Source organism: Pseudacidovorax intermedius (genome assembly GCF_003350475.1).
Classification (GTDB): domain Bacteria; phylum Pseudomonadota; class Gammaproteobacteria; order Burkholderiales; family Burkholderiaceae_C; genus Xenophilus; species Xenophilus intermedius.
This window is the reverse complement of record NZ_QQAV01000001.1, coordinates 175,371-200,620: the sequence shown is the minus strand read 5'-3', so window position 1 is coordinate 200,620 and position 25,250 is coordinate 175,371. Positions and strand designations below refer to the sequence as shown.

Genomic DNA, 25,250 nt, shown 5'->3' with positions numbered 1-25,250 from the left:
GACTCCAGCCTTTTTGCCAGAGCCGAAGCGCGGCCCGATGCCTGCTGCGCGTCGAAGCGGTGCAGTCAAATCAGACCAAGCAGAAGAGCGCGATGATGGAATTCACAGGGGAGCGGTACATGCCCACCGAAGGGGGCGAATTGCGGTACGAGCACATGCATCGCTACGCATGGGCAGCGCAATACGCCGCAGGCAGGGCAGTATTGGATATCGCATGCGGCGAGGGGTACGGATCGGCACTGCTCGCCGCGCACGCGCGTTCCGTCACGGGGGTCGATGTTTCGGAGGATGCCGTGGCGCACGCGCATGTGGCGTACGCGGATATCCCGAACCTGAAATTCCGGCAAGGCAGTGCCGACGCCATTCCGTTCGAGAGCAGCCACTTCGACATGGTCGTCTCGTTCGAGACCATTGAGCATCTTTCGACGCAGAGGGAAATGATCGCGGAGATTCGGCGTGTTCTGAAGCCGGACGGCGTGCTCATCATTTCGTCCCCAAACAAGAAGACCTACTCGGACGACCGCAACTACGTCAACGAATATCACGTCAAGGAACTGTACTTCGACGAGTTCGATGCGCTGCTGAGGACGCAGTTCTCCAGCGTCTCCTACATGGGCCAGCGCTTTCTGACCTTGTCGGCATTGCTCCCGCAGGACGCATCTGAGGCCGGTGCGGTTTACAAGGCCTTGTCGCTGAGCGGCAGCGATGCGTTGGATCGCACGGCCTCCGGGATCGAGCCCCTGTATTTCGTGGCGATTTGCGCGCAGTCCGGCTCCAGTCAAGTGCCGCGTCCTGAAGCGTCAGCCTTTTTCGAGCCGTCGTTCGACATATATCAGCGACAGCAAGCCGTCCTGCAGTGGGCGTCGGGGGTGGATAACGAAAGGGCAGCGCACGCCAAGCACGCGGCCGAGGCCGACGAGCGAACACGACAGGTTCGTGCTGAGCTATCCAAGGTCGAGTTGGAATTGCGGACGCAGCGCTTGATTTGGGAGCAGCGGGTTCGTCACGCGGATGGTCGCGCGGACGTACTCGCAGCGGAGGTTCAGGCGCTTCGCACCTCTTCATCTTGGCGCTTGACGGCCCCTTTGCGCCTGATCATTGATGTCATTCGCGGGCGAGGCATAGCAGACCGCCATGTGATCAAGCAGCGCTTGCGGCATGTTGCGTATCGTGCACACGAGGCGATGCCGCTGCCCGAGTCAGTCAAAAGCATCTTGGTTTCCGCCGCCTTTCGCATCGGGGGGCCACTGTTTGCCGGTGCCCCGCGGTATCAAGCATGGCAACGCAAAAGACGCATGCCAGAGTTGTTGGCGACATTGCGCTTTGATCCGCCGTCCGAGCCACAGGTCTCGGTCGTCATCCCGGCCTACGGCAACCTCGAGATGACGCTGGCCTGCGTGGCCTCCATCGCGAAGCACCTGCCCAAGGCGCCCATCGAGGTCCTCGTGGTCGAGGACGCTTCCGGCGATCAGGACATCCTGAAGCTCGCGCAGGTGCCGGGCCTGAGGTTCCACGTCCATCCGCAGAACCTCGGCTTCCTGCGCTCCTGCAACGCGGCGGCGAAGATGGCCCGGGGCCGGTACATCTGCTTCCTCAACAACGACACCGAGGTCGAGGCGGGCTGGATCGACACCATGCTCGAACTCTTCGAGCGCGACCCGAAGTGCGGCATGGTGGGCTCCAAGCTGCTCTATCCAGACGGCCGCCTGCAGGAGGCCGGCGGCATCCTCTGGCGCGACGGCAGCGCCTGGAACCTCGGCCGGCTGGATGACCCGGATAACAGCCGCTACAACTACGTCAAGGAGGTCGACTACTGCTCGGGCGCCTCCATCCTGCTGGAGCGTACCCTCTTCGACGAGCTGGGCGGCTTCGACGAGTACTACCTGCCGGCCTACTGTGAGGATTCCGACCTGGCCTTCCGCATTCGGGCCCGGGGCCTGAAGGTCCTCTACCAACCCGCGTCGCGCGTCATCCATCACGAGGGGCTGTCCCACGGCACCGACACCGGCTCGGGGGTCAAGGCCTACCAGGTGGCCAATCAGCGCAAGTTCCTCCAGCGATGGGCGCAGGTGCTGGAGCGCGAGCATTTCGCCAACGGCGAGCATGCCCTGCTGGCGCAGGACCGCGCCAATCTGTGCAAGACGATCCTCATCATCGACCACTACATCCCGCAGCCGGACCGGGATGCGGGGTCGCGCTCGATGAACGCCTTCATCGACGTCCTGTTGTCCATGGGGCTGCGCGTGAAGTTCTGGCCCCACAACCTGCAGCCCGATCCGGTGTACGGGCCCCAGTTGCAGCAACGGGGCGTGGAGGTCATCTACGGTGCCCGCTATCACCAGGGCTTCGAGGCCTGGATCCGCGAGATGGGCCGGGACCTGGACTATGTCCTGATCAGCCGGCCGGATGTCGCCGCGGCCTTCCTGCCGGCGCTGTGTGCATACAGCCCGGCGAAGCGGCTCTACTACGGCCACGACCTGCACTACGAGCGTGAGCTCGCGAGCGCGCGGCTGAGCGGGGATGCCACGGCCGCCGAGGCGGCCGAGCGCATGCGGCAGCTGGAGCTGAGCATCTGGCTGCAGGTGAGTACGATCTACTATCCCTCGCCCACCGAGACGGCGGCGGTCCAGTCCCATCCGGGCGTGGGCATGGCCCGCACCCTGCCGCCGTACTGTTTCGAGCCCCGCCCGACGGCGCCCCTGGAAGGGCGCGAGCGGCGGCGGCTGCTCTTCGTGGCCGGCTTTGCGCACCGTCCCAACGTGGACGCCGCCGTCTGGTTTATGGCGCAGGTTTTTCCGCTGGTGCTGGCCGCCGAGCCGGACGTGCAGCTGATGCTGGTCGGCTCAAATCCCTCCCCCGATGTGAAGGCGCTGGCGAGTGAACGTGTCGAAGTCACGGGCTATGTCACCGACGCTGAGCTCGAGGCGATCTATGCGCGCGTCGGCCTGGCGGTGGTGCCGTTGCGCTTCGGCGCCGGCATCAAGGGCAAGGTCGTGGAGGCCATGCACCACGGCGTGCCCCTGGTGACCACCTCGGTCGGCGTGCAGGGCCTGAGCAGCACCGGCGATGCCGCCAGCGTGGCGGACGAGCCGCAGCAGATGGCGCACGAGATCCTGCGCCTGCTGCGGGACGACGCCGCCTGGCGGCAGTCCGCCGCAGCGGGCCCGGCTTACGTGGCCGCGCATTTCTCGGCCGCGGCGATGGAAGCTGTCCTGGTGCAGGACATCGATGCCCGGCCCTACACCGACTACACGCGCTCTGCGATCAAGGAGACGTTTGCATGAAGGCAATCATTCCTTCTTCCACGGTCGTGGCCCGCGCCAGGGCGCCGCTGCGGCTCGGCCTGGGCGGCGGGGGCACCGATGTCTCCCCCTACTGCGACCAATACGGCGGCGAGGTGCTCAATGTCACCATCGACAAGTACGCCTATGCCACGGTGTGCGCGGCCGAGCACGGCACGGTCCGCCTGACGGCGGCCGACAGCGGACGTGTGTGGCAGGGTGTGGCCGAGCCCGTGCTCCAGCGACAGCAGGGCCTGGACCTGCACGTTGGCGTCTACAACCGGGTCGTGCGCGACTTCATGGGCGGCCAGCCGCTCGCCGTGGACGTCATCACCCATTCGGAAGCGCCCCCCGGCTCGGGCCTGGGCTCCTCGTCCACCATGGTGGTGGCGCTGCTCCAGGCCTTCTGCGAGTACCTGTCCCTGCCCCTGGGCGAATACGACATCGCCAGCCTGGCCCACGACATCGAGCGCGTGGACTTGGGCATGGCCGGCGGCAAGCAGGACCAGTACGCGGCCACCTTCGGCGGCATGAACTTCATGGAGTTCTACGCCGACCGCGTCATCGTCAATCCGCTGCGCATGAAGGCCGAACTCAAGGCGGAGCTGGAGTCCTCGGTGGTGCTCTTCTACACCGGTGTTTCGCGCGAATCCGCTGCGATCATCGCGGAGCAGACGGACCACATCCGCCGCCGCGACAGCGCGCCGCTGGAGGCGATGCATCGTGTCAAGGCCGAGGCCCGCGCCATGAAGGAGGCCGTGCTCACCGGCAACCTCGAGGCCTTCGCCCAGTCGATGCGGACTGGCTGGGAAGAAAAGAAGAAGCTGGCCCGCAGCATCAGCAATGCGGCCATCGACGAGGTCTATGACGCGGCCATGGCGGCCGGGGCGCTCGCCGGCAAGGTCTCCGGCGCCGGAGGCGGCGGCTTCATGATGTTCGTGGCAGAACTGTCGCGGCGTCCTGAAGTCATGCGCTGCCTGCAACGCTTCAATGGCCAGGTCTTCACCTGCAATTTCACCGAGCGTGGCGCTCATTCCTGGAGAAAGAATTGAAATCCATCATCGAACAGCAGATCGACGCCACCCTGGCCTGCCTGCGGGCCGTACGCGAAGACACGGCCCTGCTGAGCCGGGTCGAGAAGGTCGTCGAGGTCATCGTGCAGGCCTTGCAGCGCGGCAACAAGCTGCTGCTCGCGGGCAACGGCGGCAGCGCGGCCGACGCCCAGCACATCGCCGGCGAGTTCGTCAGCCGCTTCATGTACGACCGGCCCGGGCTGCCGGCCTTCGCGCTCACGACGGACACGTCGATCCTGACCTCCGTGGGCAACGACTACGGCTTCGAGAGGGTGTTCGAGCGCCAGGTGCAGGCGGTGGGCGTGCGCGGCGACGTGCTCTGGGTCTATTCGACCTCGGGCAAGTCGCCCAACATCCTGCGCGCCATGCGTCAGGCCCGGCAGGGTGGCCTGACGGTGATCGGCTTCACGGGCGAGCGCGGCTGGGTGGAACCGGACCTGTGCGACATCGAGATCGCCGTGCCGTCGCCCGAGACGCCGCGCATCCAGGAAGGCCATGCCATGCTGGGCCACATCATCTGCGGGCTGGTGGAGGCCCGGATCTTTCCCCGTACCAGCTGATGAAGCCCGCAATTATCCTGGCCGGCGGCTTCGGAACTCGGCTGCGTAGCGTGGTTTCCGATGTGCCTAAACCTCTGGCGCCAGTCGCCGGGAAGCCCTTCTTGTGGTGGTTGCTGGGGGCGCTCGAGTCGCAGGGTGTTCGCGAGGTCCATCTGTGCACCGGCTACAAGGCCGAAATGGTGGAGAAGGCTTTTGGGGACCGTTTCGGCGAGGCGGCGCTGCACTACAGTGTCGAGCACGAACCTCTCGGGACCGGCGGTGCAGTCTTGCAGGCAATGCGCGCGTTGAAAGGAGTCGACAGCTTCTACGTGCTGAACGGCGACACTTTTGCTGTTGCAGATTTGGTCGGTTTGCAGCATGAAGCGGATCGAACGCCCGAAGCGGATGCATGGCTCTGCGGCGCACCCGTCCCGGATGCCAGTCGGTATGGGACGCTTCAACTGGATGATCGACAACGCATCGTGGGCTTTCATGCCAAGGGCCGGCAAGGCCCCGGAGTCATAAGTGCCGGCATTTATCTGCTGCGCAGACAGGTGCTGGAGCGGGCCGAACTCCCCAGGCAGTTTTCCATCGAGCAGGACTTCTTCGAGGCCCATCTTCCGCGGCTCCATCTTCAGGTGGCCGCGATGGCCAGCGACTTCATCGACATTGGCGTTCCGGAGGACTACGCGCTGGCCCAGAGCAAGATTCCGGCGTTGGCTGGGCACCCATGAGGCTTGCTCTCTTTCTTGATCGCGATGGTGTCATCAACGTCGATCACGGGTACGTGCACACGCCCGAGACCACAGACTTCGTTGCCGGCATCTTCGACTTGGTGGCGACCGCCAACCGTCGCGGCTGGCTCGTGGTGGTTGTGACCAATCAAGCGGGCATTGCACGTGGCTACTACGACGAGCAGCAGTTCAACACCTACATGGCTTGGGTGCGTGCCCAGTTCGAAACCCGTGGCGCGCATATCGACGCGATCTATTTCTGCCCCCACCATCCTGAACATGGCCTGGGTGACTATCGCCAGCAATGCGACTGCCGCAAGCCGGCACCGGGAATGTTCCAGGCAGCCATTCGTGATCTCGGGATCGATCCTGGATCCTCTGTCATGGTCGGGGACTCGGCGACAGACATGCAGGCGGCCGATGTGGCGGGTGTCGGGACATTGCTGCTGCTCGGGAGCGAACAAGTCGGGCCGCGCAGCACAAATGTGCGGAGGATCACTGACTTGGCGGAGGTGATCGACGCTCTGACTCCGGCTTCCGGAGGTCGGGCCGGGTCGGTGCGCTAACGATGAAAAGTGCAGGGGCGGGACGTCGCGAAAGTGGGATGAGGGATCAAGAGGAGCACCGGCAGGGGGGGCGTCGTCCAAATTTCCTTCGCCTTGGCGTGGCTGGGTTAGGCATTGCAGTCGTGATTGCCATCTTTGCGGCTGGCGTCGCCTGGAACATGGGGCTGCCGGGCCTGTACATGGACGCTGTCAATCCAGACTATCTGGTGGTGCGCATGCTTGCTGACGCGCCGTGGCGTCTTCCGGCATGGGTGCTGCCAGGCAATCTCCTCGGGGATCGCTGGCCGGTATTAACTTCTCTCTATCACGGCACGCTTCACGCATGGACGTTGTTGCCGCTCTATGCAGCCTTCGGCTCCAGCCTTGAGCTTCTGCGTGCGTCGCATGCACTTTGGGGCGTGGCAATCCTCTTGGGGCTTTGGACATGCCTGCGACGAAATGGTGGGGGCCCATGGATCAGCATAGCCGTGCCACTGTTGCTCGCGATTGATCCGGCTTTCATCTTTGCCTTCCGGACGCAGCTCTACATCACTCTGGCGCCGATGCTATTCACGCTGCTCGCGATGCAGTCTGCGCAGCGGGAAAAGGATGCTCGTACGAGGGGGCAGCATTTCAGTGCTGCGCTTTTGACGGGCCTGTTCAGCGGCTTGGCCATCTATGGCTACTTTGTGTACGCGTTTTTTCTGCCCGGAATGATTGCGTGGCTGGGTCTCCAGTACTTCGCCAATCGTGCTCCTGACCGTGGTGCCGGTGTTCCCTGTATTGCCGCCGGGCTGGCTCTGGGGCTGGCTCTTGGCGCGTTAGGCTATCTGGTCGGTTATGGCCTCATCCTCCATGAAGAGGGCGGGTGGGCCGGCCTGCTTGCCTACCTGCATGCCCGAAGCGCCGAACTCAAAGCATTTCAGGCGAGCTATTCGTTCTTCGAGGTGACATCGTTTTTTATCCGCGTTCTGCGCGACGTTGTCAGCGGCCAATGGCAGGCTCAGCTGATGCTCGGAGAGCATGTCCCGTTTTTCGGCCAATATCTGAAGCCGGCATTGATGTTTGCAGTGACTGGCATCGGCTCGATGATGCTTACTTGGCGGGGCAAGGGCTCCATGTGGTTGTGCGGAGTTTGGCTCCTCATGCTGAGCTTTGGGCTAGGGGCATTGTGTTTCGGGGAGCGCCTGAGCGGCCATCACTTCGCGCCGTTCATTGTCCTGGCCTATATGGCTGCTGCATTCACCGTCGTCGGGATTTCGGAGCTTGCGCCGCGTGCTGCGCCTTGGTTTGCGGGGCTGGCTCTTCTCTCTGCGGGGATATCCCTCGCCGGCCAGACTGCGATTCAGCAGCGGCTGGTTGCGACCGGCGGCCGTCTTTTGTACTCGGAGGCGATCATGCAGTTTTCGAATGATGCGGCCCGATTGCACTCCAACGCGCTCTACGTTCTTCCTGACTGGGGACTGTTCATGCCTCTTCAGTTGCTGACGGGGGGACGTGTTGACCATGTCCTTTCCATCGACGATTCAGCCCAGCAGGCGCTTTGCTCGGGCCGCGATCTTGTAGTGGCGCTGATTGGCGCGGACGCGCCACAACGTTTAGAGGAGCAGCAGCGGCGTTTCGGATGGAAAGAGGTGCGGGTGCAGCAGTATCTGGATCGCGAGAAAAATCTGGTGATTTCCGCGGGGCTGGTGACGCCTGCAGATGCGAGAGACAGGTGCGCGGCCTTAGCAGAGGCTCGGGCCGAGGTTGCGAAGGCGAATGCCCTTGCAGAGAAACGCGGGGTTCGTGTGGTTCCTCCCTTAGTGGGCAGTTGCCGGGCTCAGGCCGTGACGCTGACTTGGGATTTCCTGGATCTGCCCGCCGGCGCAAACGTCGAGGTCAAGGTTAAGCAACAAGACGCCGCCGCTTTCCAGCTTTTTAAAGTGGGCAGTGCAGCAGACGGCGCAGAGACAGGGCCTTGGGTCAAAGTGGGCACACAGTTTTGGTTCGCTGACCCTCGGTCCGGCGACGTTCTGGCGACGATGACGATGCTGCCCGATGAGCGAGATTGCCAGGCAGCAGGTACTCGCTAGCTATCGAGTGCAGACAGCTGCGGCGGCTCGGTGCTCACCACCCGCCCGTGCTCCAGCCGGATGAACCGGTTGCATTCCTTCAGCAGCAACTTCGGCGAATGCGAGGCCAGCACCAGGATGCCCGACTTGGCCACCATCTCGGTCATGCGCTGCTCGGCCTTGGCCTGGAAGTCGGCGTCGCCGACCGAGAGCCATTCGTCCATCAGCAGGATGTCCGCCGTCATGCTGGTGCAGATGGCGAAGGCCAGGCGCATCACCATGCCGGTGGAATAGGTGCGCACGGGCATGTTCACGTATTCGCCCAGGCCGCTGAACTCGCAGATCTCGGGCGTCATGGCCTCGATCTGGCGGCGCTTGAGGCCCATCGAGAGGCCGCGCAGCATGATGTTCTCGACGCCGCTCGCATCGCGTTCGATGCCCATCGACGGGTCGATCAGACTGGCCACGCTGCCGATGCGGGCGAACTCGCCCGAGGTGGGCTCGTAGACGCCGGCCAGCAGGCGCAGCAGGGTGGACTTGCCGGCGCCGTTGTGGCCCAGGATGCCCAGGCGGTCGCCGGCCTTGAGCTCGAGGTCGATGTCCGACAGCGCCTGCACCACCGTCACGCCGGTTTCCTTGCCCACGCGGCCACCGGTGACCGAGGCGGCCAGCGTCTTCTTGAACGAGGTGGCGCTGGCGCCGTAGATCGGAAAGCCCAGGCTGACGTTCTTGAGCGAAAGGGAGGTCATGGGCGACTCAGAGCCAGAAGACGATGCGGCGGCGATAGCGCGCGAAGAGGATGCAGGCCACGGTGATGTTGATCACCGTCCAGATGGCCATGCCCGCCCAGTTGTGCCAGTGCGCGACGCCGCCCATCAGCGGCGTGCGCAGCAGATCCAGCATCTGCGCCAGGGGGTTCCACAGCATGTACTTGGCCCGGTCGGGCAGGTTCTCGGGCAGCCAGAACACGGGCGTGAGGAACATGAGCATCTGCATGACGCTGGCGATGATCTGGGCCACGTCCCGGAAGCGCGTGCACAGGATGCCCAGGCCGATGCCGATGCAGTGGGCATTGACGATGAGCAGGGCGAAGGCCGGAATGACCATCAGCGCCGGCCATGACAGCGAGATGCCCGTCCACAGGGCCACCGGCACGAACAGGATGATGTGGTGGGCAAACTGGATGACGCTGCGCGCCTGGGTGCGCCAGACGAACATGCTCACCGGGAAGTAGCCCTGCTTGAGGTAGTTCTGCGCATTGATGAAGGCGTCGCCCGAGTCGATCACCGTCACCGAGAAGAAGGTCCAGAAGATGATGCCCAGCGCCAGGTGCGGGAAGAACTTCGACAGCTCGGTGCCGAACAGCGACGCGTACAGCGGCCCCATGCCGCCGATCATGGCGCCCATGCTCAGGGTCAGCCACAGCGGCCCGAGCGTCGAGCGGCGGTAGCGCAGCACGATGTCGAACCAGGCCAGGGTCCACCAGATGTCGATGCGGCGGGTGCCTTCCCACCAGTCCTTCCACGCGCTTCTGTGCAGGTTGGAGTGGACGGTGGTTGTCATGCGTTGGGGGCCTGAAGGGAAGCGCGGGATTCTATCCGGGGGCTTTTCCCGGTGGGTTTTCCGGGCAGTCCGCGCCGCAGGGGCGTCGGACGGGCATGGATAATCCGCGGTCCTGTTCAGCACAGTGTGGCCAAGCGCCACCCGGCCGCACCGCATGCCGCCCAGCCCCGCGACCCCGCCTTCACTCTCCCACCCGGCCTACCGACCCGACATCGACGGACTGCGCGCGATCGCGGTGCTGTCGGTCATCATCTTCCATGCCTCGCCGCGCTGGCTGCCCGGCGGTTTCGTGGGCGTGGACATCTTCTTCGTCATCTCGGGCTTCCTGATCTCCACCATCATGTTCGGCAGCCTGGCCGGCGGCGGGTTCAGCTATGCCGAGTTCTATGCCCGGCGCATCCGCCGCATCTTCCCGGGCCTGGTTCTGGTGCTGATCGCCACGCTGGCCTTTGGCTGGTGGGTGCTGCTGGCGGACGAGTTTCGACAACTGGGCAAGCACGTGCTGGCCAGCGCGGGCTTCGTGGCCAACCTGGTTCTGTGGGGCGAGGCCGGCTACTTCGACACCGTGGTCGAGACCAAGCCGCTGCTGCACCTGTGGTCGCTGGCGGTGGAGGAGCAGTTCTACATCTTCTGGCCGCTGCTGCTGACGCTGGCCTGGAAGCGCCAGCACCTGCTGCGGTGGATGGGCGTGGCGGTGGGCCTGTCCTTCCTGCTCAACGTCGGGCTGGTGGTGCGCCATCCGGATGCCGCCTTCTACATGCCGTTCACGCGCGTGTGGGAGCTGGGCGCGGGCGCGATGCTGGCCTGGGTCGCCTGGCGCCGGGGCCCCGGCGCCGCGCCGCTGCCCGGGCACCAGCTCATGGGGGCGGCCGGGCTCGCCTGCATTGTGGCGGCCCTGGGCCTGCTCGACCGGTACAAGGCCTTCCCGGGCTTCTGGGCCGTGCTGCCGGTGCTGGGCGCCTGCCTGTGCATCGCGGCCGGACCGCAGGCCTGGTTCAACCGGCGGCTGCTGGGTTCGCGACTCTTCGTCTGGTTCGGCTTGATCAGCTATCCGCTGTACCTGTGGCACTGGCCGCTGCTGGCCTATGCGCGTGTGCTTCAGGAAGGCTTTCTCGATCCGCCGCGGGTGCTGCGCTTCGGTGCCCTGGGCGCGTCGGTGCTGCTGGCCTGGCTGACCTTTCGCTTCGTGGAGCGTCCGTTGCGGCGGGGTGGGCGCGGCGTGGTCGCGGGCCTGGCCGGAGCCATGGTGGTGCTCGCGCTGGTGGGCGCGGCGGCGCAACTGCGTTGGCTGCTGCCGCGCAACGACGATCCGAGCATCCAGGCCATCATGAATGCCAGTGCCGACTGGGTGTACCCGGAGGCGCTCAAGCCTTTCACCTTCGAAGGCCAGGGCTTCGAGCGTATCGACGGCGGCGAGCGCGAGGTGCTGCTGATCGGCGACAGCCATGTGGAGCAGTACCGTGCCCGTGCCCTGGCGCTGGCCGAGCGCAAACCCGATGAAGTGTCGACCCTGCTCTTCGCGACGAGGGGCGCCTGCCCGCCGATTCCCAACCTGATCGAGGACCGCGATCCGATCTGTGGCGAGCGGCTGTCCGCCGCACTGGACCTGGTCCGAACGCCCGCCGTCAAGGCGGTGGTGATCGGCGGCTGCTGGGGCTGCTACTTCGACGTGGACCAGTCGCCGCCGGCCGCCAGTGCCCCGCCGCCGCCCGACCATTACTACTACCGCGACACCCAGGGCCAGCGTCATATGCTGCGAGGCGGCGACGGCGTGGACCAGTCCATCGCCGCGCTCGGCCGCCTGCTGGCCGAGATCCGGGCGATGGGCAAGACGCCCTACCTGCTGCTCAACATCCCCGTGGGCGCCGACTTCGAGCCGCGCAGCCGCCTCACCGGCAACCGCCTGGAGCGGATGACCGCCGCGCCCGTCACGCCCATGGCTCCCTTGCCGCCCTCGCAAGCCGCGTTGCACGAGCGGCTGCGGCAACTGGCACTGGCCAACGGCGCGATCCCGCTGGATCCGATGGCCGGCCTGTGCCGTCCCGACGGCCAATGCGTGCGCGCGGACGGGCAGGGCGATCCGGTCTACAAGGACGCGACGCACCTGCGCGCCGCCTATGTGCGCGAAGCAGCGACCTTCCTCGACACGGCGCTGCTGGCGCCGGCCAGCCGGTGAACCCCTGGTATGACGCCTTCAGGAGCCTGAATTGACGAATCGATGGTGGCGGCTCGCCCGCCTGGCCGTGACGCAGGGGCCCCGGCTCGCCACCCGGCTGCCGCAGGCCTGGCGTGTCTGGCGCAAGGCGGGCTGGCGGGGGGTGGACTGGGAGTTCCGCCGCAAGCTGCGGCCCGGCAACGACTATGGCCGCTGGGTTCGCGAGCACGACACGATCACGCCGCAGCAGCGCGAGGCCCTGCGCGCCCGCGCCGCAGCGCTGGCCGATGGCCCGCTGATCTCGGTGTTGATGCCCTGCTACAACCCCGATCCGCAGTTCCTGCGTGCCGCCATCGCCTCGGTGCAGGCCCAGCTCTACGGCCGCTGGCAGCTGTGCATCGCCGACGACGCCTCGCCCGCGCCCGAGGTGCGCCAGGTGCTTGAGGCCTGCCAGGCCGAGGACCCGCGCATCCAGGTCGTCTTCCGTCCGAAGAACGGCCATATCTCCGCGGCCTCCAACAGCGCACTCGATCTGGTGCAGGGCGAATGGATCGCCCTGATGGACCACGACGACCTGCTGCCCGAGGACGCCCTGCTGCGCGTGGCCGAATGCGTGCGCGACCATCCCGATGCGCAGCTCGTCTACTCGGACGAGGACAAGGTCGACGACCAGGGCCAGCGCTCCGACCCGTACTTCAAGCCCGATTGGAACCTCGACCTCTTCCGTTCGCACAACATGTTCAGCCACCTGGGCGTGCTGCGTACGGCGCTGGTGCGCGAGGTGGGCGGCTTCCGCCAGGGCCTGGAAGGCTCGCAGGACTGGGACCTGGTGCTGCGCTGCGTCGAGCGCATCGCGCCCTCGCAGATCGTGCACATCCCGCGGGTGCTCTACCACTGGCGCATCCATGTGCAGAGCACGGCCAAGTCCATGGATGCCAAGCCCTATGCGGCCGTGGCCGGCGAGCGGGCGCTGGACGAGCACTTCCAGCGCCTGGGTATCCAGGCCAAGGCCGAGTACCTCGGTTACGGCTACCGCGTGCGCTATGCGCTGCCCAGCCCGCCGCCGCTGGTGACGCTGATCATCCCCACGCGCAATGCGCTCGCACTGGTGCGCCAGTGCATCGAGTCGATCCAGAAGCGCACCGAGTACCCGAACTGGGAAATCATCCTGGTGGACAACGGCTCGGACGATCCGGCCGCGCTGGCGTACTTCGAGCGGCTGGCGCAGCAGCCCAATATCCGCGTGCTGCGCGACGACCGGCCCTTCAACTATTCGGCGCTGAATAACCAGGCGGTGGCGCTGGCGCGCGGCGAGCTGGTGGCGCTGGTCAACAACGACATCGAGGTGATGTCGCCCGGCTGGCTGTCCGAGATGGTGAGCCTGGCGATGCAGCCCGGCGTGGGCGCCGTGGGCGCGCGGCTGTGGTACCCCGACATGACGCTGCAGCATGGCGGCGTGATCCTGGGGCCAGGCGGCTGCGCTGTGCATGCGCACAAGGCGCTGCCGCGCGGCCTGAACGGCTACGCGGGGCGGGCCGCGCTGGTCCAGTCCTTCAGCGCCGTGACGGCGGCCTGCCTGGTGGTGCGCAAGTCGCTGTACGAGCAGGTGGGGGGGCTGGACGAGGTGAACCTCACCGTGGCCTTCAACGACGTGGACTTCTGCCTGCGGCTGCGCGAGGCGGGCTACCGCAATGTGTGGACGCCCTATGCCGAGCTGCTGCACCACGAATCGGCCACCCGGGGCGAAGACGTGGCGCCGGAGAAGCGCGAGCGCTTCGAGCGCGAGTTGGCCTTCATGCAGCAGCGCTGGGGTGCGCTGATCGACCATGACCCGGCCTACAGCCCGAACCTCACGCTGCTGCTCGAGGACTTCAGCCTCGCGTGGCCGCCGCGCCGCACGGACGCATGACCGAGGCCGTGCCGATTCCGTCAACCGCCGCTCCGGCGTGGCCCGCGGCATCTGTCGCGCAGGCCGATGTCTCCGTGGCCCTGTGCACCCGCAATGGCGCGCGCTACCTGCCCGCGCAGGTGGCCAGCATCTGCACGCAGGACCTGCTGCCGCGCGAGATCGTGCTCTCCGACGACGACTCGTCCGACGACAGCGTCGCCGTGGTCGAGCGCACCTTGGCCGAACATGGACTTGCCACGCGCATCCCGCTCACCGTCATGCGCAATCGCCCGCCGCTGGGCGTCACCCGCAATTTCGAGCAGGCCATCCGGGCATGCCGCGGCGAGCTGATCGCCCTGTGCGACCAGGACGACGTGTGGCACGCAGGGCGGCTGCGACGCATGGTGGCCGAGTTCGAGCGCCGGCCCGAGCTGCTGCTGCTGCATTCCGACGCGCGGCTGGTGGATGGCGAGCTCAAGCCCCTGGGCCAGACCCTGCTGCAGGCGCTGGAGACCCGCCCGGGCGAACTGGCCGACATCGCAGCCGGCCGGGCCTTCGCGGCCCTGATGCACCGCAACCTGGTGACCGGCGCCACCACCATGCTGCGCCGGACGCTGCTCGACACTGCCTTGCCCATCTCGCCGCTGTGGGTGCACGACGAATGGCTGGCCACCGTGGGCGCCGCCATCGGCCGCATCGACCTGCTGGCCGAACCGTTGATGGACTATCGCCAGCACGGCAACAACCAGATCGGCGCCCAGCGCATGACGCTGCGGCAGAAGATCGACAAGGCGCTCGGCGAACGAGGCGACAAGTACGCCCATCGCGTGCGGCGGTCCGAGGCCTTGCTGGCCTTCCTGCAGGGGCTCGGCCCGCGGGTGGCCGGAGAGACGCTGGCGATGGCACAGGGCAAGCTGGAGCATTTCCGCTTTCGGGCGGGACTGCCGCGCTGGCGTCCTGCCCGTGTGCTGCCCGTGGCCCTGCAGGCGGCACGAGGCCGTTACGCCCGCTTCGACCGCGGCCTGCCGGCAATCCTCCAGGATCTGATGGAGCGCGGCTGACGTCGCCCGACTCGCGGCAGCGCGGTCGGCGCAATCGCGCAGCCGGATCACCCGGGCCGCGACGCCTGCGCAGCCTCGCGCGCCAGCAGCGCCCGATAGCGCCAGAAGGCGCGCGAGCCCCACACCTTCAGCAGGCTGCTCACATGCCACCACAGGTGCCGCAGGCGCGTGCGGCTGGCACGCTGGGCCTCGTGCCGCGCCCGCTGGTCCTCGGCGATCTGGATGCGCCAGCCGGCCAGTCGCAGGCGGGCGCAGATGTCGAAATCCTCGCCGTACATGAAGAAGCGCTCGTCGAAGCCGCCGATCTGGCGGTAGGCCTCGCTGCGAAAGAGCATGAACAGGCCCGGGATCCAGTCGGGCACGGCCGGGATGCCGTAACCGGGCTTGCGGCGCTGGAGGATCTCGGTCGGCGTGAGGAGCGCGCGGTGCTGCTCCGGCGCCGCCTTGCCGGGCTCCAGGATGCGCGGCGCCAGCAGGCCGGCGCCGGCCGCGGCCTGGGCCAGCAGCGGCGAGAGCACGTCATGGTCCAGCCGGATGTCCGGGTTCAGCACCAGGAACCACGGGGTCTCGCAGTGGCCGAAGGCCTGGTTGTTGTTGGCGCCGAAGCCCATCGGGGCCGGGTTGTCCAGCCGCAGCAGCGGCAGGCCGGGCGGCGCGTCGCCCAGGAGGTCGGGCTCGGGAATGTTGACCGTGAGCACCACGCGATGGATCAGCGGGCCGCAGAAGCGGGCGAGCTGATGCAGCAGCGGCAGGATCAGCGCCTGCTGTCCGTGGCTCACGATGGAGATGGTCAGCGGCGGGCGGTCTGTCAGCTCAGGCATGGTCTAATTTCGCACGGGATTCTAGGAGGCTGCCCCGTGGCCTCGCGCCTGGCGCGTCCCGCTCCCCCGCCATGATTGCCCTGATCGTCATCAGCTTCCTTGTTTCCGCCTTCACCGTGCTCGTGCTCATGCGCCGGGCGCGGCGCCATGCGCGGCGCTATGCCGCCGACATGCCGCAACGCTTCCACAAGGGCCACATTCCGCGTCTGGGGGGCGCCGGCATCCTGGTGGGCACCGGCGCGGCCTGGGTCGCTTCGGGCATCACGGGCAACGACCCGTTCAACCTCAACTGGCCCTTTGGAACGGCGCTGCTCACCTTCGCCTGCATCCTGCCGGCGGTGCTGGGCGGCATCACCGAGGACGTGACCCAGCGCGTGCCGGTGCGCATCCGCCTGGCGCTGACGACGGTGTCGGGCGTGCTGCTGTGCTGGCTGCTGGGCATCGGCGTGCACCGCCTGGGCATTCCCGGGCTGGACGGCTGGCTGCAGGCCACTCCACTGGTCGGCGCACTCATCGCCGTGCTGGGCCTGGCCGGCCTGCCGCACGCCTTCAACATCATCGACGGCTACAACGGCCTGGCCGGCACCGTGGCCGTCCTGGTGGGCTTGGCCATCACCCACGTGGCGCTGCAGCTGGGCGACCGGCAACTGGCCGGCATGGTGGTCTGCCTGGTGGGCGCGACGATGGGCTTCCTGCTGTGGAACTACCCGCGCGGCAAGATCTTCGCCGGCGACGGCGGGGCCTATGTCTGGGGCATGGTGCTGGGGCTGTCGTGCGTGCTGCTGGTGCAGCGCCACTCGGCGGTCTCGCCCTGGTTCCCGGTGCTGCTGCTGATCTACCCGGTGTGGGAGACGCTGTTCTCCATCTACCGCAAGGCCGCCCGCGGCCAGTCGCCGGGCACGGCGGACGCGCTGCATTTCCACCAGCTCATCTTCCGCCGCATCGTGCGCGTGGCCTTCGAGGACAACGAGGCGCGCCAGCTGCTGGCCCGCAACAACCGCACCTCGCCCTATCTGTGGATGTTCGCCGCCATGTCGGTGGTACCGGCCGTGCTGTTCTGGAACAACACGCTGATGCTGGCCTTCTTCTGCCTGCTGTTCGCCGTCACCTACGTGGCGGCCTACCTGATGATCGTGCGCTTCAAGGTGCCGCGCTGGCTGCGTCCATAGCCGGCACCTGCGTCAATTCCTTTTCCCTTCTCATGTCACGAGGCCAGCCATGACCGACCCCGTCCTGAACATCCCCCCGCGCGACAAGGCCGAGATCCTGGCCCAGGCGCTGCCCTACATCCGCAAGTTCCATGGCAAGACCATGGTCATCAAGTACGGCGGCAATGCCATGACCGATCCGGCCCTGCAGGCCGACTTCGCCGAGGACGTGGTGCTGCTCAAGCTGGTGGGCATCAACCCGGTGGTGGTGCACGGCGGTGGTCCGCAGATCGAGGCCGCCCTCAAGCGCCTGGGCAAGACGGGCCAGTTCATCCAGGGCATGCGCGTGACAGACGCCGAGACCATGGAAGTCGTCGAATGGGTGCTGGCCGGCGAGGTGCAGCAGGACATCGTGGGCCTGATCAACCAGGCCGGCGGCAAGGCCGTGGGCCTCACCGGCCGCGACGGCGGGCTCATCCGCGCGCAGAAGCTCAAGATGGTCGACCGCCACGACCCCAGCCTCTTCCACGACGTGGGCCAGGTGGGCGACATCGTCTCCATCGACCCGGGTGTCGTGCAGGCGCTTCAGGATGACGCCTTCATCCCCGTCATCAGCCCCATCGGCTTCGGCGAGGACAACGAAAGCTACAACATCAACGCCGACGTGGTGGCCGGCAAGCTGGCCACGGTGCTCAAGGCCGAGAAGCTCGTGCTGCTGACCAACACGCCCGGCGTGCTCGACAAGACCGGCAAGCTGCTCACCGACCTCAGCGCCCGCGAGATCGACGATCTCTTTGCCGACGGCACGATCTCGGGCGGCATGCTGCCCAAGATCGAGGGCGCGCTCGATGCCGCCAAGAGCGGCGTCAACGCGGTGCACATCATCGATGGCCGCGTGCCGCACGCCATGCTGCTGGAGATCCTGACCGAGCAGGCCTTCGGCACGATGATCCGCGCCCGCTAAGGCACCGGGGCCGGCCCGGCGCCGGGCCCATACCGCCGACGGCAGAATTGGCGCTTTACAAGAACTGGGGCAGCGCAGCGATGGAGAACGAGGAGCCGCTGGGTTCGGAAGCCATGTCGGAGCCGGCCGCCAGCCCGGCCGCCCCGCCGGCGCGCAAGCGGCCACGGCCGGGCGAGCGCCGCGTGCAGATCCTGCAGGCCCTGGCGGCCATGCTGGAGCAGCCCGGGGCCGAGCGCATCACCACGGCGGCGCTGGCCGCACGGCTGTCGGTGAGCGAGGCGGCCCTGTACCGGCACTTCGCCAGCAAGGCGCAGATGTTCGAGGGGCTGATCGACTTCATCGAGCAGAGCGTCTTCTCCCTCGTGCAGCAGATCGCCCAGCGCGATCGTCCGCCGGCCGAGCAGGCCGCGCAGCTCATGCACATGCTGGTGCAGTTCGCTGAGAAGAACCCGGGCATGGCGCGCGTGATGACGGGCGATGCCCTCGTCTTCGAGCATGAGCGGCTGCAGCAGCGCATGAACCTCTTCTTCGACAAGCTCGAAGCGCAGTGGCGGCAACTGCTGCGCGACGACGCCGCAGCCGCCGGCTCGGCCACGCCCACCGCCGATGCGCAGGTGCGCGCAGCCGCACTCGCGGCCTTCGCCATGGGCCGGTTGCAGCGCTACAGCCGCTCGGGCTTCCGGCGCCTGCCGTCGGAGCAGCTCGAGGGCTGCCTGGCGTTGCTGCTGCAGGACTTGTCGCCCTCCGTCGCCCACTGAGCCGGCGTCGTCTCGCGTTGATCAAACCCCCAATGTCCATGGGGGCTGATCCGAGTGCAGGCTGCGTTCGTAGTCGGTTTCATGATCGCCTCTTGACCCCGTCGCCTATGGCCGGGATAGGCGTTGTTGGCTCGCCGTGTGCGAGCCATCTGCAGAGAATCCACGGCACCGTTTCCCCCACCCCTCGTCCCGAGAAAGCACAAGGAGCGCCCCATGGCCAACGACAGCTCGCAGAGCAAATGCCCCTTCCACCAGGCTGCCAGCAGCGGCACCACCAACCGCGACTGGTGGCCCCAGCAGTTGCGCCTGGACATGCTGCACCAGCATTCGGCCAAGTCGAACCCGATGGGCGAGGACTTCGATTACGCCGAGGCCTTCAAGAGCCTGGACCTGGACGCCGTCAAGCGCGACCTCACCGCGCTGATGACCGACTCGCAGGACTGGTGGCCGGCCGACTTCGGCCACTACGGCGGCCTGTTCGTGCGCATGGCCTGGCACAGCGCCGGCACCTACCGGACCGCCGACGGACGCGGGGGTGGCGGCCGCGGGCAGCAGCGCTTCGCGCCGCTCAACAGCTGGCCCGACAACGTCAGCCTCGACAAGGCCCGCCGCCTGCTGTGGCCCATCAAGCAGAAGTACGGCAACAAGATCTCCTGGGCCGACCTGATGATCCTGACCGGCAACGTCGCGCTCGAATCCATGGGCTTCAAGACCCTGGGTTTCGGCGGGGGCCGTGCCGACACCTGGGAGCCCGACCAGGACGTCTACTGGGGCCGCGAGACCAAGTGGCTGGGCGGCGACGTCCGCTATTCGCAGGGCTCGCCGGGCGTCGAAGGCCGCGGCGTGCTGGTCAAGGACGATGACAGCAAGGTGCCCGAGAGCCGCGACCTGGAGAACCCGCTGGCCGCCGTGCAGATGGGCCTGATCTACGTGAACCCCGAAGGCCCGGACGGCAAGCCCGACCCGGTGGCCTCGGCCCGCGACATCCGCGACACCTTCGGCCGCATGGGCATGGACGACGAGGAGACGGTGGCCCTCATCGCTGGCGGGCACACCTTCGGCAAGACGCACGGTGCGGCTCCGGCCGACAACGTGGGTGCCGAGCCCGAGGCGGAAGACCTGGCCTCGCAAGGCTTCGGCTGGCACAACAAGCATGGCTCCGGCAAGGGTGCGGACGCCATCACCAGCGGGCTGGAAGTCACCTGGACGCGCACGCCGACCCAGTGGAGCAACGACTACTTCGAGTTCCTGTTCGGCCATGAGTGGGAGCTGACCAAGAGCCCGGCCGGTGCTCACCAGTGGGTGGCCAAGAATGCCGAGCCCAGCATCCCGCATGCCTTCGACGCCGGCAAGAAGCTGCTGCCGACGATGCTCACGTCCGACCTGGCGCTGCGCTTCGATCCGGCCTACGAGAAGATCTCGCGCCGCTTCCTGGCCAACCCCGACCAGTTCGCCGATGCCTTCGCCCGCGCCTGGTTCAAGCTGACCCACCGCGACATGGGCCCGCGTGCCCGTTACCTCGGCAAGGACGTGCCCGCCGAGGAATTCGTCTGGCAGGACCCGCTGCCCGCCGCGGGCTATCCGGTCATCGGCGAGCAGGACGTCGCCGCCCTCAAGGCCAAGGTGCTGGCCTCGGGCCTGACGGTGCCGCAGCTGGTGGCCACGGCCTGGGCCTCGGCCTCCACCTTCCGCGGCGGCGACAAGCGCGGTGGTGCCAACGGCGCCCGCATCCGCCTCGCGCCGCAGAAGGACTGGGCCGTCAACCAGCCCGAGCAGCTGGCCCAGGTGCTCAAGACGCTGAAAGGCATCCAGGCCGAGTTCAACGGCGCGCAGAAGGACGGCAAGAAGGTGTCGCTCGCCGACCTGATCGTGCTGGCCGGCGGTGCCGCCATCGAGAGGGCCGCGGGCCAGAGCGTGACCGTGCCCTTCACCCCGGGCCGCACCGACGCCAGCCAGGAACAGACCGACGTCGAGGGCTTCGCCGTGATGGAGCCCTTCGCCGACGGCTTCCGCAACTACGTCAAGACGGCCTCGGCCGTGCCGGCCGAAGCGCTGCTGGTCGACAAGGCCCAGCTGCTGACGTTGACCGCGCCCGAAATGACGGCGCTGGTGGGTGGACTGCGCGTGCTGGGCGCCAACACCAACGGCAGCCAGCACGGCGTCTTCACCGACCGCGTCGGCACGCTCAGCAATGACTTCTTCGTCAACCTGCTGGACATGGCCACCGAATGGAAGGCCACTTCGCCCGCCAAGGACCTGTACGAAGGCCGCGACCGCAAGACCGGCGCCATGCGCTGGACGGGCACCCGCGCCGACCTGGTGTTCGGCTCGCATGCCCAACTGCGCGCCATCGCCGAGGTCTACGGCAGTGCCGATGGCCAGCAGAAGTTCGTGCGCGACTTCGTGGCGGCCTGGACCAAGGTGATGAACCTGGACCGCTTCGACCTCGTGGCCTGATCGTCCTTGCTCTCGCGTCCTCCGGTGCTGCCGGAGAGGGCGTGGAAGAATGCGCCCGCCCGCCGCCGTCCCCACGGCCGGGCGGGCGCTTTCGTTCACGTCACAGAAAAAGGATCCTCCATGAAGCTCGTCCGCTACGGCAACCCCGGCAAGGAAAAGCCCGGACTCATCGATGCCGAAGGCCGTCTGCGCGACCTGAGCGCCGTCATCCCCGACCTGGGCGCCGCCCAGCTCGATGACAAGGTCATGGCCAAGCTGCGTCGCCTCAAGCCCGACACCCTGCCGCTGGTGCGCGGCAAGCCGCGTCTGGGCTGCCCCGTGGCGCAGGTGGGCAAGCTGGTCGCCATCGGCCTGAACTATGCCGACCATGCGGCCGAGGCCGGCATGCCGGTGCCCAAGGAGCCGATCATCTTCCTCAAGGCCACCACTTGCATCCAGGGCGCCAACGACCCGGTGATCCTGCCCAAGGGCTCGGTCAAGACCGACTGGGAGGTGGAGCTGGGCGTGGTCATCGGCCGCCAGGCCCGCTACGTGTCGCAGAAGGAGGCGCTGGACCATGTGGCTGGGTACTGCGTGGTCAACGACGTGAGCGAGCGCGAGTACCAGATCGAGCGCGGCGGCACCTGGGACAAGGGCAAGGGCTGCGACACCTTCGGCCCCATCGGCCCCTGGCTGGTCACCCGCGACGAGGTGCCCAACCCGCAGCGCCTGTCGCTGTGGCTGGACGTGAATGGCGAGCGCATGCAGACCGGCAGCACCCGCACCATGGTCTTCGGCGTGGCCAAGATCATCAGCTACGTCAGCCAGTTCATGACGCTGATGCCCGGCGACGTGATCGCCACCGGCACGCCGCCCGGCGTGGGCATGGGCATGAAGCCACCGCGCTTCCTGCGCGCCGGCGACACGATGACGCTGGGCATCGACGGCCTGGGCGAGCAGGTGCAGCCGGTCGTTGCGTTCAGGCGCTGAAGCATGCGGCGCACCCGCCCACGGGTGCCACAAGACCCCCGGCGGTGCCGGGAATTTCGCAGGCTTGACGCCATCGGGTGACAGAATAAAAATGCACGACCGTTCGTTTTATTTTGTCCATCCCGAGCCATGAGCACTTCCAGCGCCGTCAAGCCTGCCCGCCAGGCCGCCAAGGGCCAGCAGACCAAGGCCGTCATCGTCGATGCCGCCCTGAACCTGGCCGCCCAGGTAGGGCTGGAGGGCCTGTCGATCGGCGCGGTGGCCGAACTCACGCAGATGAGCAAGTCGGGCGTGTTCGCCCATTTCGGCTCGCGCGAGGAATTGCAGATCTCGGTGGTCCGCGAATACCACCACCGCTTCGAGCAGGAAGTGTTCTTCCCGGCGCTCACCCAGCCGCGTGGCCTGCCGCGACTGCGGGCCATGTTCGCCAACTGGATGAAGCGCACCACCACCGAGATCGACTCGGGTTGCATCTACATCAGCGGCGCTTCCGAATTCGACGACCGGCCAGGTCCGGTGCGCGATGCGCTGGTCGAGTCGGTGAGCATCTGGCAGGCCGCGGTGCTGCGCGCCGTGCGGCAGTCGCAGGAAGAAGGCCACCTGCAGGCCGAGGCCGACGCCCGCCAGATCGCCTTCGAGATCCACGGCCTGATCCTGGCGCTGCACTACGAGGCGCGCTTCCTGCGCGTCGACGGTTCGGTGGACCGGGCCAACACCGGCTTCGACAACATCCTCGCGCGCAGCGCCACGCCCGATGCGCCGCCGGCCGCCCCGGCTGCACCCGCGCGCAAGCTGCGCACCGTGCGCTGACTGGCGCCCGTTTTCTTTTCTTCTCTTCCCTTCCTTCCTCATCAACCTTCTTCCCGAGCAGGAGACGCCTCGCATGCCCACCTACACCCCCCCGCTGCGCGACATGCAATTCGTGCTGCATGAAGTGTTCAATGTCGCCGACGAATTCAAGGCGATGCCGGCCCATGCCGAGACCGACGCGGACACCATCAATGCCGTGCTGGAAGAGGCGGGCAAGTTCGCCGCCGAGGTGGCCTTTCCGCTGAACATCGGCGGCGACACCGAGGGCTGCACGCTGGACGTGAAGACGCACGCCGTGACCACGCCCAAGGGTTTCAAGGAAGCCTATGCGCAATACGTCGAAGGCGGCTGGCCCGCGCTGTCGTGCGACCCGCAGTTCGGTGGCCAGGGGCTGCCGCACACGGTCAACCAGTGCCTGTACGAAATGCTCAACAGCGCCAACCAGGCCTGGACCATGTACCCCGGCCTGTCGCACGGTGCCTACGAGGCGCTGGTGGCCCATGGCACCGACGAGCAGAAGAAGACCTACCTGCCCAAGCTGGTGAGCGGCGAATGGACCGGCACCATGTGCCTGACCGAGCCCCACTGCGGCACCGACCTGGGCCTGCTGCGCACCAAGGCCGAGCCACAGGCCGACGGCAGCTACAAGCTGACCGGCAACAAGATCTTCATCTCGGCCGGCGAACACGACATGGCCGAGAACATCGTCCACCTGGTGCTGGCCCGCCTGCCCGACGCGCCCAAGGGCAGCAAGGGCATCAGCCTGTTCGTGGTGCCCAAGTTCAAGGTCAATGCCGACGGCAGCCTGGGCGAGCGCAATCCCATCTTCTGCACCGGCCTGGAGCACAAGATGGGCATCCACGGCAACGCCACCGCGCAGATCGCGCTCGACGGTGCCACGGGCAGCCTGGTGGGCGAGCCCAACAAGGGCCTGGCCGCCATGTTCGTGATGATGAATGCCGCCCGCCTGGGCGTGGGCAACCAGTCGCTAGGCCTGACCGAAGTCGCCTTCCAGAATGCACTGGCCTATGCCAAGGACCGCATCCAGATGCGCTCCCTGTCGGGCGTGAAGGCCAAGGACAAGGACGCCGACCCCATCATCGTGCACCCCGACGTGCGCAAGATGCTGCTGACGGCCAAGGCCTATGCCGAAGGCGGCCGCGCGCTGCAGATCTTCTGCACGCTGCTGCTGGACAAGGCGCACCACCATCCCGACGAGAAGGTGCGCAAGAACAGCGACGAGCTGGTCGCGCTGCTCACGCCCATCGTCAAGGCCTTCATCACCGACAACGGCCACATCAGCACCAATGCCTGCATGCAGGTCTTCGGCGGCCATGGCTTCATCAAGGAATGGGGCATGGAGCAGTTCGTGCGGGACAACCGCATCAACATGATCTACGAAGGCACGAACACCGTGCAGTCGCTGGACCTGCTGGGCCGCAAGGTGCTGGGCAACAACGGCGCCACGCTGAAGAAGTTCGGCAAGCTGATCGGCCAGTTGGTGGAAGAGGAGGGCGTCAACGAGAAGATGGCCGAGTTCATCAACCCGCTGGCCTACCTGGGCGACCAGATGACCAAGTTCACCACCGAGATCGGCTTCAAGGGCTTCCAGAACCCCGACGAGGTCGGCGCCGCCGCGGTGGACTACCTGCGGGTGGCCGGCCATCTGGTCTTCGCCTACATGTTCGCCCGCATGGCCCAGGTGGCGCTGCGCCAGATCGCTGCCGGCAGCACCGACCCGTTCTATACCGCCAAGCTGCAGACCGCCCGCTTCTACTTCGCCAAGCTCTTCCCCGAGACCGCGACGCTGATGCGCACCGCACGTTCGGGCAGCAAGGCGCTGATGGACACCGACGCCGCGCTGGCCTGAGCGCCTCCGCCCTTCCTTCCCATCCACCACGACCGGAGACCTCCATGCTGCTTCGTGCATCTCTCGCCCTCTCGCTGGTGCTGGCCTCGTCGGCCGCACTGGCGCAGATGAGCCCCGCGGGCCTGTGGCGCAACGTCGACGACAAGACCGGCGAGACCAAGGCCGAGATCCGCATCACCGACAACGGCGGCCAGCTCTCCGGCCGCATCGAGAAGGTGCTGAAGAAGGACGGCTCCTCCACCTGCGACCAGTGCACCGACGATCGCAAGGGCCAGCCCATCGTGGGCTTGGAGATCGTGCGCGGCGGCAAGAAGGCCGACGGCAAGGAGGTGTGGGAGGGCGGCAAGATCCTCGATCCCGAGAACGGCAAGGAATACCGCGCCAGCTATACGCCGGTCGATGGCGGCAAGAAGCTGGAGGTGCGTGGCTACCTGGGGCCGTTCTGGCGGACGCAGACATGGCAGCGAGCCAATCCCTGACCCGCCCCCAGCCTCGCCGCACTGCGTGCGGCTCGGACACCCCCTCACGGGGACATCGCCCGCGGCCCGGCGGAGCCGGTT

At 67.0% G+C, this 25,250-nt stretch carries 20 protein-coding genes; 17 read left to right on the top strand and 3 right to left on the bottom strand.

Annotation, left to right across the window (positions count from 1 at the left end; translation table 11 throughout):
- Positions 1-59: 59 nt before the first annotated feature.
- From DFR41_RS00900 to DFR41_RS00875, 6 genes are all read left to right on the top strand, one after another.
- On the top strand, positions 60-3,284 hold the full coding sequence (locus DFR41_RS00900) for a glycosyltransferase (RefSeq protein WP_280525147.1): 3,225 nt from the start codon (positions 60-62) through the stop codon (positions 3,282-3,284).
- The gene (locus DFR41_RS00895) at positions 3,281-4,333 is read left to right on the top strand and encodes a GHMP family kinase ATP-binding protein (RefSeq protein ID WP_114801385.1); all 1,053 of its coding nucleotides are present in this window, start codon (positions 3,281-3,283) and stop codon (positions 4,331-4,333) included. Before DFR41_RS00900 ends, DFR41_RS00895 begins: the two co-directional genes overlap by 4 nt.
- Positions 4,318-4,914, top strand: a complete 597-nt coding sequence (locus DFR41_RS00890) for a D-sedoheptulose 7-phosphate isomerase (protein ID WP_425326683.1) — start codon at positions 4,318-4,320, stop codon at positions 4,912-4,914. The genes DFR41_RS00895 and DFR41_RS00890 overlap by 16 nt, the downstream gene beginning before the upstream one ends.
- A complete protein-coding gene (locus tag DFR41_RS00885; RefSeq protein WP_114801383.1) occupies positions 4,914-5,627 on the top strand; it encodes a nucleotidyltransferase family protein in 714 nt (237 codons plus the stop codon). The genes DFR41_RS00890 and DFR41_RS00885 overlap by 1 nt, the downstream gene beginning before the upstream one ends.
- Positions 5,624-6,193: a D-glycero-beta-D-manno-heptose 1,7-bisphosphate 7-phosphatase gene (gene gmhB, locus DFR41_RS00880; RefSeq protein ID WP_114801382.1), complete on the top strand. Its 570-nt coding sequence runs from the start codon at positions 5,624-5,626 to the stop codon at positions 6,191-6,193. The genes DFR41_RS00885 and gmhB overlap by 4 nt, the downstream gene beginning before the upstream one ends.
- A 122-nt stretch (positions 6,194-6,315) precedes the next feature.
- The gene (locus DFR41_RS00875) at positions 6,316-8,247 is read left to right on the top strand and encodes a hypothetical protein (protein ID WP_147284302.1); all 1,932 of its coding nucleotides are present in this window, start codon (positions 6,316-6,318) and stop codon (positions 8,245-8,247) included.
- On the opposite strand, the gene DFR41_RS00870 is transcribed toward DFR41_RS00875, so the two are convergent.
- Complete coding sequence (locus DFR41_RS00870) at positions 8,244-8,975, bottom strand: ABC transporter ATP-binding protein (RefSeq protein WP_114801380.1); 732 nt, start codon at positions 8,973-8,975, stop codon at positions 8,244-8,246. The genes DFR41_RS00875 and DFR41_RS00870 overlap by 4 nt on opposite strands.
- A gap of 7 nt (positions 8,976-8,982) precedes the next feature.
- The gene (locus tag DFR41_RS00865; RefSeq protein ID WP_017757218.1) at positions 8,983-9,789 is read right to left on the bottom strand and encodes an ABC transporter permease; all 807 of its coding nucleotides are present in this window, start codon (positions 9,787-9,789) and stop codon (positions 8,983-8,985) included.
- 154 nt (positions 9,790-9,943) lie between these two features.
- On the opposite strand from DFR41_RS00865, the gene DFR41_RS00860 reads away from it, so the two are divergent.
- The 3 genes from DFR41_RS00860 to DFR41_RS00850 all read left to right on the top strand — a co-directional run bounded on the left by DFR41_RS00860 (position 9,944) and on the right by DFR41_RS00850 (position 14,893).
- Positions 9,944-11,965: an acyltransferase family protein gene (locus tag DFR41_RS00860; protein ID WP_114801379.1), complete on the top strand. Its 2,022-nt coding sequence runs from the start codon at positions 9,944-9,946 to the stop codon at positions 11,963-11,965.
- 289 nt (positions 11,966-12,254) lie between these two features.
- Positions 12,255-13,853 carry a glycosyltransferase family 2 protein gene (locus tag DFR41_RS00855; protein ID WP_244917666.1) on the top strand — a complete coding sequence of 533 codons (1,599 nt, stop codon included), beginning with the start codon at positions 12,255-12,257 and terminating at the stop codon, positions 13,851-13,853.
- 74 nt (positions 13,854-13,927) lie between these two features.
- Entirely contained in the window at positions 13,928-14,893 is a 966-nt protein-coding gene (locus tag DFR41_RS00850; protein ID WP_244917610.1) for a glycosyltransferase, read from the top strand.
- Positions 14,894-14,940: 47 nt separating this feature from the next.
- Here the strand turns inward: DFR41_RS00850 and DFR41_RS00845 are convergent, their stop codons facing one another.
- On the bottom strand, positions 14,941-15,714 hold the full coding sequence (locus DFR41_RS00845; protein ID WP_114801377.1) for a glycosyltransferase: 774 nt from the start codon (positions 15,712-15,714) through the stop codon (positions 14,941-14,943).
- A gap of 71 nt (positions 15,715-15,785) precedes the next feature.
- On the opposite strand from DFR41_RS00845, the gene DFR41_RS00840 reads away from it, so the two are divergent.
- The 8 genes from DFR41_RS00840 (at position 15,786) to DFR41_RS00805 (ending at position 25,169) form a co-directional block, all read left to right on the top strand.
- Positions 15,786-16,883: an MraY family glycosyltransferase gene (locus DFR41_RS00840; RefSeq protein WP_114801376.1), complete on the top strand. Its 1,098-nt coding sequence runs from the start codon at positions 15,786-15,788 to the stop codon at positions 16,881-16,883.
- Between the two features lie 49 nt (positions 16,884-16,932).
- Entirely contained in the window at positions 16,933-17,826 is an 894-nt protein-coding gene (argB, locus tag DFR41_RS00835) for an acetylglutamate kinase (protein ID WP_114801375.1), read from the top strand.
- A gap of 80 nt (positions 17,827-17,906) precedes the next feature.
- Entirely contained in the window at positions 17,907-18,584 is a 678-nt protein-coding gene (gene slmA / locus DFR41_RS00830; RefSeq protein WP_114801374.1) for a nucleoid occlusion factor SlmA, read from the top strand.
- 213 nt (positions 18,585-18,797) lie between these two features.
- Positions 18,798-21,041, top strand: a complete 2,244-nt coding sequence (gene katG / locus DFR41_RS00825; RefSeq protein ID WP_114801373.1) for a catalase/peroxidase HPI — start codon at positions 18,798-18,800, stop codon at positions 21,039-21,041.
- 120 nt (positions 21,042-21,161) lie between these two features.
- Positions 21,162-22,010, top strand: coding sequence for a fumarylacetoacetate hydrolase family protein (locus tag DFR41_RS00820; RefSeq protein ID WP_114801372.1), 849 nt, complete (start codon positions 21,162-21,164; stop codon positions 22,008-22,010).
- Positions 22,011-22,139: 129 nt separating this feature from the next.
- Positions 22,140-22,820 (top strand): TetR/AcrR family transcriptional regulator, encoded by a 681-nt coding sequence (locus DFR41_RS00815; RefSeq protein ID WP_017757123.1) that lies wholly within the window; start codon positions 22,140-22,142, stop codon positions 22,818-22,820.
- A 73-nt stretch (positions 22,821-22,893) separates the two neighbouring features.
- Positions 22,894-24,690: an acyl-CoA dehydrogenase C-terminal domain-containing protein gene (locus DFR41_RS00810; RefSeq protein ID WP_114801371.1), complete on the top strand. Its 1,797-nt coding sequence runs from the start codon at positions 22,894-22,896 to the stop codon at positions 24,688-24,690.
- 44 nt (positions 24,691-24,734) lie between these two features.
- Positions 24,735-25,169 carry a DUF2147 domain-containing protein gene (locus DFR41_RS00805; RefSeq protein WP_017757121.1) on the top strand — a complete coding sequence of 145 codons (435 nt, stop codon included), beginning with the start codon at positions 24,735-24,737 and terminating at the stop codon, positions 25,167-25,169.
- Positions 25,170-25,250 lie beyond the last annotated feature (81 nt).

Excerpts from the sequence above, each read along its gene's own strand:
- DFR41_RS00860 (WP_114801379.1), top strand. The coding sequence starts at position 9,944 with ATGCCGCCCAGCCCCGCGACCCCGCCTTCACTCTCCCACCCGGCCTAC.
- slmA (WP_114801374.1), top strand. The coding sequence starts at position 17,907 with ATGGAGAACGAGGAGCCGCTGGGTTCGGAAGCCATGTCGGAGCCGGCC.
- DFR41_RS00895 (WP_114801385.1), top strand. The coding sequence starts at position 3,281 with ATGAAGGCAATCATTCCTTCTTCCACGGTCGTGGCCCGCGCCAGGGCG.
- DFR41_RS00810 (WP_114801371.1), top strand. The coding sequence starts at position 22,894 with ATGCCCACCTACACCCCCCCGCTGCGCGACATGCAATTCGTGCTGCAT.
- DFR41_RS00885 (WP_114801383.1), top strand. The coding sequence starts at position 4,914 with ATGAAGCCCGCAATTATCCTGGCCGGCGGCTTCGGAACTCGGCTGCGT.
- DFR41_RS00815 (WP_017757123.1), top strand. The coding sequence starts at position 22,140 with ATGAGCACTTCCAGCGCCGTCAAGCCTGCCCGCCAGGCCGCCAAGGGC.
- DFR41_RS00855 (WP_244917666.1), top strand. The coding sequence starts at position 12,255 with ATGCCCTGCTACAACCCCGATCCGCAGTTCCTGCGTGCCGCCATCGCC.
- gmhB (WP_114801382.1), top strand. The coding sequence starts at position 5,624 with ATGAGGCTTGCTCTCTTTCTTGATCGCGATGGTGTCATCAACGTCGAT.
- DFR41_RS00820 (WP_114801372.1), top strand. The coding sequence starts at position 21,162 with ATGAAGCTCGTCCGCTACGGCAACCCCGGCAAGGAAAAGCCCGGACTC.
- argB (WP_114801375.1), top strand. The coding sequence starts at position 16,933 with ATGACCGACCCCGTCCTGAACATCCCCCCGCGCGACAAGGCCGAGATC.
- katG (WP_114801373.1), top strand. The coding sequence starts at position 18,798 with ATGGCCAACGACAGCTCGCAGAGCAAATGCCCCTTCCACCAGGCTGCC.
- DFR41_RS00870 (WP_114801380.1), bottom strand. The coding sequence starts at position 8,975 with ATGACCTCCCTTTCGCTCAAGAACGTCAGCCTGGGCTTTCCGATCTAC.
- DFR41_RS00805 (WP_017757121.1), top strand. The coding sequence starts at position 24,735 with ATGCTGCTTCGTGCATCTCTCGCCCTCTCGCTGGTGCTGGCCTCGTCG.
- DFR41_RS00840 (WP_114801376.1), top strand. The coding sequence starts at position 15,786 with ATGATTGCCCTGATCGTCATCAGCTTCCTTGTTTCCGCCTTCACCGTG.
- DFR41_RS00865 (WP_017757218.1), bottom strand. The coding sequence starts at position 9,789 with ATGACAACCACCGTCCACTCCAACCTGCACAGAAGCGCGTGGAAGGAC.
- DFR41_RS00845 (WP_114801377.1), bottom strand. The coding sequence starts at position 15,714 with ATGCCTGAGCTGACAGACCGCCCGCCGCTGACCATCTCCATCGTGAGC.